Below are 12,480 nucleotides of genomic sequence, written 5' to 3'. Positions count from 1 at the left end.
ACCAACGCTTGCCCGCCCGTCACCATATGCGTCGGCGACAGGTTGCCCTGCACGCAGCCACCCGTTTGCACATGCGCCGCTGCCCATTCCGGGCTGACCGAGTTATCGACCGCCACACAATCGGCCCCCGTCGCCGCCGCAAAGCCGATGTATCCCGCCCCAGCTTCTCGCGGAAACGCAATCACCGGCAGCCCGGGATGCTTGGCCTTCAACGCCGAGATAATGCGGGCAGTCGGTTTCACCGCGAAATCGGTAAAATCTTGGCCTTTCAGCGACCCGGCCCAGCTGTCAAACAGCTTCACCACTTCCGCCCCCGCCTGCACCTGAGCCGACAGATAGTCGATGGCGGCCTCGGTAATCACCTCAATCAACGCCGAAAACGTCGCGCGGTCGGCGGCCTTCAACGCATGGGCAGCCACCTGATCCTTGCTGCCACGACCTGCGATCATATAGGTCGCCACCGTCCACGGTGCCCCCGCAAAGCCGATCAGAGTCGTTTCCGCTGGCAGTTCCCGCGCCAGAATCCGCACGGTTTCATAGATCGGCGCAAGCGTGTCGTGGATCGCCTCGCGCGGTTTCAACGCCTGCACACCCGCCATCGTGGTGATCGTGGAAAGCCTTGGCCCCTCGCCTGTCTCGAACCAAAGATCCGCCCCTAACGCCTGCGGCAGCAACAAAATATCGGCAAACAAAATAGCTGCATCAAAGCCATAACGGCGGATCGGCTGTAGTGTCACTTCGGCCGCAAGCTCCGGATTATAGCACAGCGACAGAAAATCGCCCGCCTGCGCCCGCGTCGCGCGATATTCCGGCAGATAGCGCCCCGCCTGACGCATCATCCAGATCGGCGGGGTCGGCAACGTCTCGCCCGCAAGAGCGCGCAGGATCAGTTTGGTCATAGATACTCCGGTTGCGATAGAAAGCGGCAAAATCGTTCGCTGATATTGTCAGCGCAGAGTGACACCGCTATTGATTCAAACATGACACATCCGCTTCCAACCCCCGCGCATCCGTTCAAAATTGGCACCCGAGGCTCCCCCTTGGCACTTTGGCAGGCGCATGAGGTGCGGCGTTGCCTGATGGCCGCCCACGACTTGGCCGTTGAGGCGTTTGAGGTGGTGGTGATCAAGGTCACTGGCGATCTCGTGCAAGACCGCGCGCTGAAAGAGATCGGCGGTAAGGGCCTGTTTACGCGCGAGATTGAGGATGCGCTGCTTGTCGGCGGCATAGATATCGCCGTGCACTCGATGAAAGATATGCCTACGCTGCAACCCGATGGGCTGTGGCTGGATTGCTACTTGCCGCGTCAGGATGTGCGAGATGGTTTCGTGGCTGTTGGCGGTGGCGGCTTCATGGATTTGCCGCAGGGCGCTGTGGTCGGCTCCTCTAGCCTGCGGCGTCGCGCGCAACTGCTGCACCGCCGCCCTGACCTGCACCTTGTGGAATTTCGCGGCAACGTTCAGACCCGAATAAAAAAGCTGCGTGACGGCGTGGCGGCGGCGACCTTTCTGGCGATGGCCGGGCTGAACCGCTTGGGCATGTCCGAAGTTGCCCGCCCGGTTGAGGTCACCGAAATGCTCCCCGCGATTGCCCAAGGAGCGATCGGGGTGGAGCGTCGGCAGAATGATCCACGGGCCGAGGCGATGCTGGACGCGATTCACCACATTCCCACGGGCCAGCGACTCGCAGCTGAACGCGGGCTTTTGGCGCGGCTGGATGGCTCGTGTGAGACCCCCATCGCAGGGCTTGCGGTGCTGGACGGCGATCAGCTTTGGCTGCGCGGCGAGATTTTGCGCCCCGATGGCAGCCAGGTGATCACGGGCGAAATCCGCGGTGGCGTAGCGCAGGGCGTTGAGATGGGTCAGGCGCTGGCCGATGACTTGCTGGGCCGCGCCGGGCCGGGATTTTTCACCTAAACGCATAACGGATCAGCCTTTGTGCGGGCGTCAAGGAAATCGCGGATCAATGCCGCGACCTGCTCGGGCGCTTCCTCATGCACCAGATGGCCAAAGCGCGGCAGGTCGATCCATTCAGCGTTTGGCATCACCGCTGCCGCCCGCTGTGACACCACCGGCGGCACCGCCCGGTCGGCGCTGGCTGTGATCAGCAAACACGGCCCCTTCTGGTGCGGCAAGCGCTTCATCAGCCCGTCAAGGTTCCACTGCGCCATCATCGCCAAAGTCGCCGCCACATGCCCCGGTTGGCGCAGCAAATACAGATATTGTGCCTCACCGCCGGCATCAATCCGCGATCCGGTCGAGGTCAAAAGCTGATGAACCTGTCGAGGCGTCCCCGCCAGTTTGCTGAACAGTAGCGGCACTAAGGGCAAGCGTGCGAGCAAGTTCGCCAGCGCCGGAAACAACCACCCCGCAACCCCCTCAAACCCACCCAAGGCGGCGTTAATGCCGATCACCGCCTTGGTCGGGGTAATCTCGGCCAACCGCAAAGCTACGGCAGCCCCGGCAGAATGTCCGATGATCACAACGGGATGCCAGCCTTGCTGCGCGATCAGGGCGGCCAGATCCTCTGCCATTGCATCCAGAGTGCAGCGCGCGCGATTGCCCAGCGTGGTAAAGCCCTGACCGGGCAAATCGACCGCGATCACCCGGTAGCTTTCCGCCAAAAGCGGGATCAGATGGCGAAAGCTGTGCGTCGCGCCACCCGCGCCATGCAACAGCAACACGACGGGGCCAGAACCTATCTCTTGCACATGCCACAGATGGCTCTTGCTGCGGATATGCTGCGAGACGCTGCGAAACGGCCAGTCCGCGGGGATCACCGGAGTCTGCATCTCATGCCCTCAAAGCTGCTTGCAGCACGCCCGACATGCCGTGCGCATCAGCGCGGGGCAGAGGCACATAGGTCGCTCCAAGGCTCGCCGCCAACCGTCGCAGCGCCGCTTGCGGGCGGTTGGCGATATCCAGCACCAGCGCCGGAACCGCCGCCGCACAGATCAACCTCGCCAAGCGCAGCGCATCCGCCTCGGCCTCCACCCGGTTGGCGCTGCCGTCCAACGCGATATTGCCGCGCCCATCGGTGAGCAAAGCGATCGTCGGCGTCATACCGCGCGCGCGGGTTTGCAGGCCGAGATCAAACGCCATCCTTAGGCCCGCCGCCAAGGGCGTACCGCCACCCCCCGGCAGGCCCGACAGCCGCCGTTTGGTCTGCACGAGCGAGCGGGTAGGTGGCAACAACAACTCCGCCGTCACCCCCCGAAACGCAATCAGCGCCACATGATCGCGCCGCGCATAGGCCTGCGCCAACAGCAGTTCAATCGCGCCCTTCGCCTCGGCCAACCGCGACAGCGCCGACGAGCCCGACGCATCCACCGCAAAGATCAACACCCGGTCTGAGGTTTCCTGATAGCGTTTCAACCGCAGATCCGAGGCCCGGATTTCCAGCCGCGTCGCATCGGGCGTCCGCCTGCGCAACGGTTGCCAAGGTGCTGCGGCACGCAAGGTCGCCACCAGATCAATCCGCTTGCCCGACCCCGGCACGCCCGGACGCGCAGGCAAAGGCCGCCCCCGATGATTACCCTTTCGCGCAGCCCCGGTGCCGCCGCTGCCCTTCGCCGCCCGCGCGGCTTTCCCCACCGCCAGCCTCGCCAACAGATCAGCGGGCAGGGCGGCGCGCACGGCCTCCAGCAAAATCTCATCTGGGATACGGTCGCTTTGCGGGGTTTGCTGCTCCTCCGCCTCCCCCGGTTCAGGTGCAGGCGCACTCTCCTGCTCCTCCGCCACCTCCGGCAATTCTCCCCGATGCGCCAGCGTCAATTCGGCCGCATGGCGCACGGTATCGTCTGACGCCACGACCTCTCCACGCCAAGCCGCCAGCGCCCGCGCCACCGCAATCGCCAACAGTGGCGCGCGCAGGCTGGCGATGCCCATGGCGGCGGCCACCGTCGTCAGGTTTTCCAACGCGCCGCTGGGCAAAACCACCTGCGCCAACCGCCGCTGCGCATCCGCGATCTGCTCTGGCGGCAATACCAGCGCGCCTATATCCGAAAAGCTCAAATCCCCCAGATCGAGGAACAGCCCCAGCCGATCCGCCAGTGCGGTAGCCAAGGTTTCCTCTGCCTCCGCCCCCTCATCCAGCGCAATCAGACACGGACCACTCTCATCCAACCACCGCGCCAACCGTGCCGCGAGGGCAGGAGGGCAGCGCTCTGCCATGCAGGCTTTCGAAGACCGACAGGTAAGCTGCGGTGCCAGCAGCCCCCGCGTTCGGTGGGAAGCCGAACAGAACAATACCCACCTTCTTTTCGGCATTGTGGACTTGACGGAGTCGCCCGAGGCGCAGGGTTTTTTCGGCAAGCGTCGCCACCCGCTCCGGGCAGGGTGACATCGCGCGGCTGTCGGTAGCACCCTTGCACATATGGGCGCAGCCTTGGCAGCCATCCAAACCGTGACGCCCGGCAAACACCGTTGGGTTGGTGGCGCCGTCAATCTCAGGCAGCGCGATCAGCATAGTGGTTTCAATCGGCCCAAGGCCCTGACCCGCCTGCGCCCATTGGCCGAGTGTTTGAAACTCCAGCGGGTGCGCGGCGATGTAAGGCACATCCAGCGCAGACAAAGCTGCGACGGCGGCGGGGCTGTCATTGTAGGCGGGGCCGCCGACGAGGCTAAACCCGGTCAGCGACACCATCGCGTCGATGCCGGTGAAATAGGCGTTGATCGCGGGACGGCCATCAAGCCCGCCCGCAAAGGCCGGGATGCAGGCGATGCCGCGGGCCTCGAACGCGGCGATCACCGCGTCATAATGCGCGGTATCGGATGCCAGCACGTAAGAGCGCAGCATTAACAGGCCGACCGTGGCGGTGGTGTTGGCAGGGCGCGGCAGGTCGGCGAGGTTGGTGGTGATGCGGCCCGCAAGTTTCGGGTGATAGAGGCCAACATCCGGGTAATCGACGGGGGCTTTTGACGCCGCGCCACGCCAATCCTTGCGAGTGGAATAGCGGCCAATCAGAAAGCGCACCATCTGTTCGATATTGTCGTCAGAGCCGCCCAGCCAGTATTGCATTGAAAGGAACCACGCGCGCATGTCCTGTGCCTTTCCCGGAATCCAGCGCAGGATTTTCGGGATGCGGCGCAGCATGGACATCTGCTTCTCGCCAGAGTTGGCGGAGGTTTTGGCGGAGGGTTTCAGCTTTTTCAGCAGCGCCATCGCCGCCGAGGCGGGCTTGGACATATCCAGGTCGCCCATCTTGGTCAGCTTGACGATTTGGCTATCGGCAATGACGCCGATAAAGGCATCGACGCGGGGGCGGGCCTCGGTCAGGGCGGGCAGGATGGCGCTGATGTGTTCTTCGATGAAGATCAGGTTGGCGATGATGATATCTGCAGTTTGCAGATCAGTCTTGCAGCGCAGCAGAGCGGCGGGGTTTTCGGCCCATTCGGCAGCGGCGTGGATGGTGATTGTCAGACCGGGGAAGTCGCGGGTCAGTCGGGGTGCGACGCGGGAGGCGGGACCAGCGGCGTGTTGATCCAGCGTGACCACAACGATGTTGTAGCTGACGCGGGTGCCAACGAGGGGGGTTTCAGCGCGCATAATGGGCTTTAGCCTCATACAGGGTTTCAATACTGATCCGTGTCAGCCCCTTACCTTCTGCATACTTTTCGGTGTTGCGGCGCGCCTTGCCGCGCACGAAGAAGGGGATCTTGCGCAGCTCATTTTCCGCATCCGACAGCCAGATCACGTTGGATTCGGTCGCGGTTTCCGGCTGGGTGTCTTGCGCCGGAAAGGCGATCTCGGCGGGCATCGAGCCCACCTCAATCGCGGCCGCAGCAGCGGCTTCAGCGCCCACCGGGCGGGCAACGTGTTTGCCACCATGGTGCGACGCGCCGGCTTCGTCGTGGAATTCGAAATCATCGCGGAACATGTGCAGCAGATGTTCTTCCAGACCCATCACCAAGGGGTGCACCCAAGTGTCAAAGATCACATTCGCGCCTTCCCAGCCCATCTGGGGGCTATAGCGGGCGGGGAAATCCTGCACATGCACCGGGGCCGAGATCACGGCGCAGGGGATGCCCAAGCGCTTGCCGATGTGACGCTCCATTTGGGTGCCAAGGATCATCTCGGGGTGCAGGGCGGCGATGGCGGCTTCGACTTCGAGGTAGTCGTCGGTGATCAGCGCCTCGACGCCGTATTCCTTGGCCAAAGCGCGGATGGGACGGGCCATTTCACGGTTAAAGCAGCCAAGGCCAGCCACCTCGAACCCCATTTCATCCCGGGCGATGCGGGCGGCGGCGGCAACATGGGTGCCGTCGCCAAAGATGAACACGCGTTTGCCGGTCAGGTAGGTGCTATCAACGCTGCAGGTCCACCACGGCAGGCGCAGGCGAGAGGTGTCGGATTTGCACGGCAGACCGGTGATAGCGGCCACTTCGGCGAGGAAATCATGGGTAGCGCCAACTCCGATTGGCACGGATTTGGTGTAGGGTTGCTTGAAGTTGGTCTCTAGCCAGCGGGCTGCGGATTCAGCGTGTTCGGGATACATCAGCACGTTGAATTGCGCCGCCCCTAGTCGGGCGATGTCTGAGGGGCGCGCGCCCATTGGGGCACAGACGTTCACCGCGATGCCCATGTCGGCCAGCAGGCGGGTGACTTCCACGATATCATCGCGGTGACGGAAACCGAGTGCTGTCGGCCCGATCAGGTTGGCGGTGATCTGTGCTGTGCGGGCGACGGGCTTCGCCAGATGGCGCACGATCTGCAAGAACGTCTCATCGGTGCCGAAGCCTTCCTTGCGCTGATAGCTGGGCAGATCGAGCGGGATCACCGGGATGCCCAGATTCATGCTTTCCGCCAAACCCGCCGGGTCGTCCTGAATGAGTTCGGCGGTGCAAGACGCGCCGACGATCAGCGCCTCGGGGGCAAAACGCGTGACGGCATCCTGACAGGCGGTTTTGAACAGGGTTGCAGTATCGCCGCCGAGATCGCGGGCTTGGAAGGTCGTATAGGTAACAGGCGGGCGATGGTCGCGGCGCTCAATCATGGTGAACAACAAATCCGCGTAGGTATCGCCCTGCGGCGCGTGCAACACGTAGTGCAGGCCCTTCATGCCGGTGGCGACACGCATCGCGCCAACATGCGGCGGGCCTTCATATGTCCACAAGGTCAGCTTCATTCGGCTGCCTCCATCCGGGGGGCCAGTGGGGCCAACAGGGCGCGGCGACGCAGCGGGCGCGCGAACAATGCAGCCAGATCGCCCGCCTGTTCGTAGAAATGCACCGGGGTGAACACCAGCTCGATGGCCCATTTGGTCGCCATGCCTTCGGCTTCCAGCGGGTTCGCCAGGCCCAGGCCGCAGACTGTCAGATCGGCACGGGCTGCACGTGCGCGGGTGAGTTGTTTGTCAACGTCCTGACCCTCCGAAATCACCGGCCCCTCGGCAAGCAGTTCAAGTTCCGGGGCCAGCAGATCGCGGTGCAGGAACGGCGTGCCAACCTCAATTGCAATCATGCCACATTCGCGGGTCAGAAACCGAGCGAGGGGGATTTCAAGCTGGCTGTCGGGGAAGAAGAAAATCGACTTAGCCTCAAGGGTTTGCCGAGCGGCAGCGATAGCCTTTTCAGCGCGGGCGCGCGGGGCTGCGATGACGGCATCGAACAACGCTTGCGGCACGCCGAATTCGGTGGCGATGGCTTGCAGCCAAAGCGTCGTGCCTTCGGCGCCGAACGGGAAGGCGGCGGGGATATGGCGCGCGCCCCGGCGCAGTAGGGCCGCGTGGGTATCGCCCAAGAACGGCTGCACCAGCGCGAACACGGTGTTTTCACCAATCTGCGGTGCATCGGCGCTGCGTCGGGCGGGCAGGCAGCGCACGTTGCTGATGCCCATCGCGGCCAGCAGCGCCAGCGCCTGATCTTCAACCACATCGGGCAACGCGCCGACAATCAACAACTCTCGCGCATCGCTTTGCGCCAGTGCGGGAACCATCGCCGCAAGACATGCATCCTCGCCTTGGGTGAAGGTTGTCTCAATGCCTGAACCGGAGTAATTCAGCACCCGCACATGCGGTGCATGGGCCGCACTCATCCGTTCAGCCGCGCGGTGCAGGTCCAGTTTGATCACTTCGGACGGGCAAGACCCGACCAGAAACAGCTGGCGAATGTCAGGGCGGCGTGACAGCAGCCGCGCAACTTCACGGTCCAGTTCGACCTGCGCATCGACCAGACCGGCCAGATCTTTCTCCTCCAGAATCGCGGTGCCAAAGCGCGGCTCGGCGAAGATCATCACCCCTGCCGCCGACTGCAACAGATGGGCACAGGTGCGCGACCCAACCACCAGAAAGAACGCATCCTGCATTTTCCGGTGCAGCCAGATGATCCCGGTCAGCCCGCAGAACACCTCCCGCTGCCCGCGCTCTTTCAGCACGGGGGTGTTGGTGCAGCCGATGGCGGGAAGCGTGCCGGTCATACCCGCACCGCCTGATCCAGCCGTGCGAGGCGCAACTTACGAATGAACTGCCCGGCGTTGATCGCGTAAGTCAGATAGGCGGTCAGCGCCAAAGCCATCAGGCCCATCGGCGACAGTGCCCCAGTCCAAAGCACTATTATATAAGCGGAATGTAGCGCAATGACGGCAAAGCTGAACAAATCTTCCCAGAAGAAGGCAGGGGCCAAAAGGTACTGCCCAAACACTACCTTCTCCCAAATCGCACCCGTTACCATGATCAAGTACAGCAGGCCGGTTTTCACCAGAATTGACACTGTTGCGGCGGTGTATCCGTCACCCGTCAGCATGTAGCGCAGCACCAAAACCAACGAGATTGCGAAGGCCAGAAACTGCACCGGGGCCAGAATTCCCTGCACCAAAGTCCACTTGGTCGCATCGCGCCGCGCACGCTCTGCCGCGGTGTACAGCGGTTGCCGCAGGGAGGCTTTTGGGCGATTCGTGGGCATGGCGTGGCTTTCAAACGAAGTATCCTTATGCCAATTCTAGCCCTTGGATTTTGAATGTGTCAACTAAAACTTACACTATTAAGGTTGACACATTATGCAGGTATGCTGCGAAATCCGGAAATTTTGCTGCACGCGAAGCGAGCTATTATTATTTATAAACATGCACTTGTAAAAAGCATGCCGGGTCTTTACTTACTAAGGTGTCAATTTTCTTTGACAAAATGTTGGACCTATTGGAGAGTTGAGGCCAAGGATGACCCCGATCGTGCTGACATATTCAGGATTCGATTTTGCGGGCGCCCGTTTGCGGAGCCGGGGCCATGTCAGAGTTTCAGCCTCTCAATCAGGTGCGTTCCTTGGCGGGGGATACCTCTGGCGTCAGCTTCTTCGCCTCTCAGGTGGTGTCGCTGCTGGCGGATCGCAGCATCAAAGCTGTGGTAGAGCCGCGCGAGCAATTGATCACCGGACTGATCGCGGCCTCGTTGTCTGGCACCAAGGCCGCTTTTTCGGGACTGCTGACCGAGGTGAAGCGGGCGCGGATCAGCCTTGCGGCACTTTCGGATGTCTACATACCGATTGCGGCGCGCAGGATGGGCCAATCATGGCTCGACGACGAAATGTCATGGATCGACGTGACCATCGGCGTCGGCCGGATGCAAAGCCTTCTGCGCGAGATTGGCACGGCTTGGGTCGCCGATCAGGCGGGCGATACCGGGCATGGCACGGTGATGTTGATCGTGCCGGAACGCGAACAGCACACCTTGGGGCCGATGGTGGCAACCGGGCAGTTGCGGCGCTATGGGGTTTCGGTTTGCCTGAGAATTGCGCCAAGTTTCAACGAACTGCGCAGTTTGATGGCAGCGCGGCACTTCGATGGGGTGATGATCTCGGTCGCCACGAAGGAAAAACTCGAATCCGTCACCAAGACCGTACAATTTTTGAAGACCATCATGGACAGACCAACTCCGATCGTCGTCGGGGGGGCCGTGATGTCAAAAGTGGAGGATCCCGCTTCATGCACAGGGGCTGATTTTTCATCGAATGACATCGGCGCTGCTCTGGAGGTCATGGGCCTTAAGTTCGACGCCTTTTGCGTGCTCAAGCGCGCTTAACATACCGTGGTCCCGAACAGGCGGGTGAACGGCAAATATGGCGAAACTGCTGTGAACACTGATACGAAACACTTTCTGGCGGGCATGACGATGCCGGCGATTGACCCCGAGATGCTCTCGGAGATCGTCTCGACGGCTGCGGACATATCTTTGTTGATTTCGGGCGATGCCCGCGTGGTCGCCGTTATGGTCAATCCGGCGCATCCGGCATTTGGTCGGCTGGACAGTTGGGTTGGCAAGCCAGTGGCAGATATTGTCACCGATGAAAGTCACGAGAAGCTGGAAAAGCGGCTTGCGGCGATCTCGAAGCAAGGCGCACGTGCGCTGGCGGTTGAGCTCAATCATATTGACCAGTCGCTGTGGGAGTTTCCCGTGCGCTATTCGATGCATAACATCGGCAAGGATAAGACGATCCTGATGATGGGCCGCGATATGCGTCCGGTGGCCGAAATGCAGCAGCAGTTGGTGATGGCGCAGTTTGCGCTGGAGCGTGATTACGAAACCCAGCGTGAGATGGACACCCGCTACCGTGTGCTGATGGAAGCCACCCGCGATGCGGTGGTGCTGGTGGCGATGAACTCGGGTCGGATTGCCGATTTGAACGCGGCGGCGGCGATGATGCTGGGCGGGTCGCGTCAAGATCTGGTGGGCGCTGCGATTGCGCAAGAGTTTGAGGGGCGGCGGCGCGGCGAGTTTCTAGAAAGCCTGTCCAACATCGCCTCGGCCGATGCGGTCAGCCCGGTGGAGTTGGTGGCGCGGCGCTCGCAGCGCAAGGTTCGGGTGATCCCCAAGCTGTTTCGCGCGGCGGGGGAACGCTTGATGCTGTGCCGGATTGAAGCGCCCGAACTGGCGAACACGCCCAACACCGAAACCAATGAAAACCTGGAACGGCTTTTCCACGAAGGCGTGGATGGCATGGTGTTTCTGGATCAGGACGGCATCATCAGCTCGGCTAATGATGCATTTCTCAAGCTGACGGACAGCACGCATCTGGCCAGCGTGCGCGGTCGTTCGATGGGTGATTTTCTGGCGCGCGGCGGTGTTGATCTGCGGGTTCTGTTGGACAATGCGCGGCGCGCGCGGCAGTTGCGGATGTATGCCACCCGTATTCTCAGCGAGTTCAAAGGCGAGATCGCGGTTGAGATTTCTGCGACCTTCCTCAGCGATCGCCCCAATCCCGGGTTTGGCTTGATTATTCGCGATGCCAGCCGCGCTGAGATGCTGCGCAAACCCGGATTTAGTGCGGGCGACGACGGCACGCGATCTGTGATGGAGTTGGTAGGGTCTTCGACGCTGAAAGACATCGTTGCCGAGACGACGGATGTGGTCGAAAAGATGTGCATCCAGACAGCAGTGGAGCTGACGCGCAACAACCGGGTGGCGGCGGCGGAAATGCTCGGGCTGTCGCGGCAATCCTTGTATGTGAAGCTGCGCAAGTTCGGGTTGCTGAGCAAGGACGACGAATAGCCTTAGCCCAAGATCGCGGCTGGTTGTGTAGTCGCGCATTTTTGGCGCCTATTTGTCCGTCAAAGCCGACCGGGTTTGAGCGACTGAGCGGGCTGACAAGCCTTCCCAGCTGGGATGCTCTTGTGCTTTGCTTCAACTGTTGAATGCTTTCTTACCATATGTTGTGGGTAGACAGGTGTTTTCATGTTGAGACGCGGTGAATTGGCACGACAGTGCAGGCGCGCGCTGTGATTGCGCAGCCACGGCAGTAGCCCAAAGACTTTAGGCTTGATCGACTCAGAAATGTAATGTTTAGTTGACACATGACTGTATCAACAAACTTACACACCGTCCCCCGCCCTCAGCCCAAAGCCGTTTTGGAGCTGATAAAGCCGATCACATGGTTTCCACCTATGTGGGCTTATCTGTGCGGTATCATCTCGGCGGGCATCTCACCGTGGTCGTCGTGGCCGCTGGTGATTTTGGGCGTTGTGCTGGCAGGCCCGGTGGTTTGCGGCATGAGCCAAGCGGCGAATGATTGGTGCGACCGTCATGTGGATGCGGTAAACGAGCCGCATCGCCCGATCCCGTCAGGCCGTATTCCGGGGCGGTGGGGGTTGTGGATTGCGCTGGCGATGTCGGTGCTGTCGCTCACCTTGGGCTGGCTGCTGGGGCCGTGGGGGTTTGCGGCGACTGTGGTGGGAGTGCTGGCGGCTTGGGCTTATTCGGCCGAACCTGTGCGACTAAAACGTTCGGGCTGGTGGGGGCCGGGGCTGGTCGGGCTGTGCTATGAGGGGCTGCCTTGGTTTACTGGGGCGGCTGTGCTGTCGCAGACAATGCCATCATTTGCGGTTGTCACCATGGCGCTGCTCTATGCCTTTGGCGCGCATGGCATTATGACTCTGAATGATTTCAAAGCGTTGGAGGGCGACCGTCAGCATGGCGTGCGCTCGCTTCCGGTGACACTTGGCCCCGATGTGGCGGCGCGGGTTGCCTGCACGGTGATGGGTGTGGCGCAGGCT

General features: G+C 61.7%; 9 protein-coding genes and 2 pseudogenes. 4 read left to right on the top strand and 7 right to left on the bottom strand.

Going from position 1 to position 12,480, the window contains the following annotated elements; all coding sequences use genetic code 11:
• Nucleotides 1-899, bottom strand: an 899-nt coding sequence (gene hemE / locus JWS10_RS14215) for a uroporphyrinogen decarboxylase (RefSeq protein ID WP_299508457.1), incomplete at its 3' end; no start/stop codon positions are given.
• Between the two features lie 81 nt (nt 900-980).
• On the opposite strand from hemE, the gene hemC reads away from it, so the two are divergent.
• Nucleotides 981-1,916, top strand: a complete 936-nt coding sequence (hemC, locus tag JWS10_RS14210) for a hydroxymethylbilane synthase (RefSeq protein WP_299508455.1) — start codon at nt 981-983, stop codon at nt 1,914-1,916.
• Here hemC and bchO read toward each other — a convergent pair.
• The 6 genes and pseudogenes from bchO to bchF form a co-directional block, all read right to left on the bottom strand.
• On the bottom strand, nt 1,913-2,791 hold the full coding sequence (bchO, locus tag JWS10_RS14205; RefSeq protein WP_299508453.1) for an alpha/beta fold hydrolase BchO: 879 nt from the start codon (nt 2,789-2,791) through the stop codon (nt 1,913-1,915). The genes hemC and bchO overlap by 4 nt on opposite strands.
• Before the next feature lies 1 nt (nt 2,792).
• Nucleotides 2,793-4,346: pseudogene (locus JWS10_RS14200) on the bottom strand (magnesium chelatase subunit D); the annotation flags it as partial.
• A pseudogene (locus JWS10_RS14195) lies at nt 4,231-5,547 on the bottom strand (cobaltochelatase subunit CobN); the annotation flags it as partial. The pseudogenes JWS10_RS14195 and JWS10_RS14200, both read right to left, overlap by 116 nt.
• Nucleotides 5,537-7,126 carry a ferredoxin:protochlorophyllide reductase (ATP-dependent) subunit B gene (bchB, locus tag JWS10_RS14190; protein WP_299508451.1) on the bottom strand — a complete coding sequence of 530 codons (1,590 nt, stop codon included), beginning with the start codon at nt 7,124-7,126 and terminating at the stop codon, nt 5,537-5,539. The pseudogene JWS10_RS14195 and the gene bchB, both read right to left, overlap by 11 nt.
• Entirely contained in the window at nt 7,123-8,415 is a 1,293-nt protein-coding gene (locus tag JWS10_RS14185; protein ID WP_299508449.1) for a ferredoxin:protochlorophyllide reductase (ATP-dependent) subunit N, read from the bottom strand. The genes bchB and JWS10_RS14185 overlap by 4 nt, the downstream gene beginning before the upstream one ends.
• Nucleotides 8,412-8,900: a 2-vinyl bacteriochlorophyllide hydratase gene (bchF, locus tag JWS10_RS14180; RefSeq protein WP_299508447.1), complete on the bottom strand. Its 489-nt coding sequence runs from the start codon at nt 8,898-8,900 to the stop codon at nt 8,412-8,414. The genes JWS10_RS14185 and bchF overlap by 4 nt, the downstream gene beginning before the upstream one ends.
• 320 nt (nt 8,901-9,220) lie before the next feature.
• Here bchF and JWS10_RS14175 point away from each other — a divergent pair, with 320 nt between their 5' ends.
• From JWS10_RS14175 to chlG, 3 genes are all read left to right on the top strand, one after another.
• Complete coding sequence (locus tag JWS10_RS14175; RefSeq protein WP_299508445.1) at nt 9,221-10,012, top strand: hypothetical protein; 792 nt, start codon at nt 9,221-9,223, stop codon at nt 10,010-10,012.
• Between the two features lie 111 nt (nt 10,013-10,123).
• A complete protein-coding gene (gene ppsR, locus JWS10_RS14170; RefSeq protein WP_299508459.1) occupies nt 10,124-11,479 on the top strand; it encodes a transcriptional regulator PpsR in 1,356 nt (451 codons plus the stop codon).
• A 302-nt stretch (nt 11,480-11,781) separates the two neighbouring features.
• A partial coding sequence (gene chlG / locus JWS10_RS14165) for a chlorophyll synthase ChlG (protein WP_299508443.1) occupies nt 11,782-12,480 on the top strand: 699 nt, incomplete at its 3' end.

Origin of the sequence: Cypionkella sp. (assembly GCF_028290025.1) — a bacterium.
In the GTDB taxonomy this organism is placed as follows: Bacteria; Pseudomonadota; Alphaproteobacteria; order Rhodobacterales; family Rhodobacteraceae; genus Cypionkella.
This window is presented reverse-complemented; position numbering and strand designations above follow the sequence as displayed.

Bases quoted from the DNA above. Each gene is read 5' to 3' on its own strand.
- hemC (WP_299508455.1), top strand. From the start codon at position 981: ATGACACATCCGCTTCCAACCCCCGCGCATCCGTTCAAAATTGGCACC.
- bchO (WP_299508453.1), bottom strand. From the start codon at position 2,791: ATGCAGACTCCGGTGATCCCCGCGGACTGGCCGTTTCGCAGCGTCTCG.
- bchB (WP_299508451.1), bottom strand. From the start codon at position 7,126: ATGAAGCTGACCTTGTGGACATATGAAGGCCCGCCGCATGTTGGCGCG.
- JWS10_RS14185 (WP_299508449.1), bottom strand. From the start codon at position 8,415: ATGACCGGCACGCTTCCCGCCATCGGCTGCACCAACACCCCCGTGCTG.
- bchF (WP_299508447.1), bottom strand. From the start codon at position 8,900: ATGCCCACGAATCGCCCAAAAGCCTCCCTGCGGCAACCGCTGTACACC.
- JWS10_RS14175 (WP_299508445.1), top strand. From the start codon at position 9,221: ATGTCAGAGTTTCAGCCTCTCAATCAGGTGCGTTCCTTGGCGGGGGAT.
- ppsR (WP_299508459.1), top strand. From the start codon at position 10,124: ATGCTCTCGGAGATCGTCTCGACGGCTGCGGACATATCTTTGTTGATT.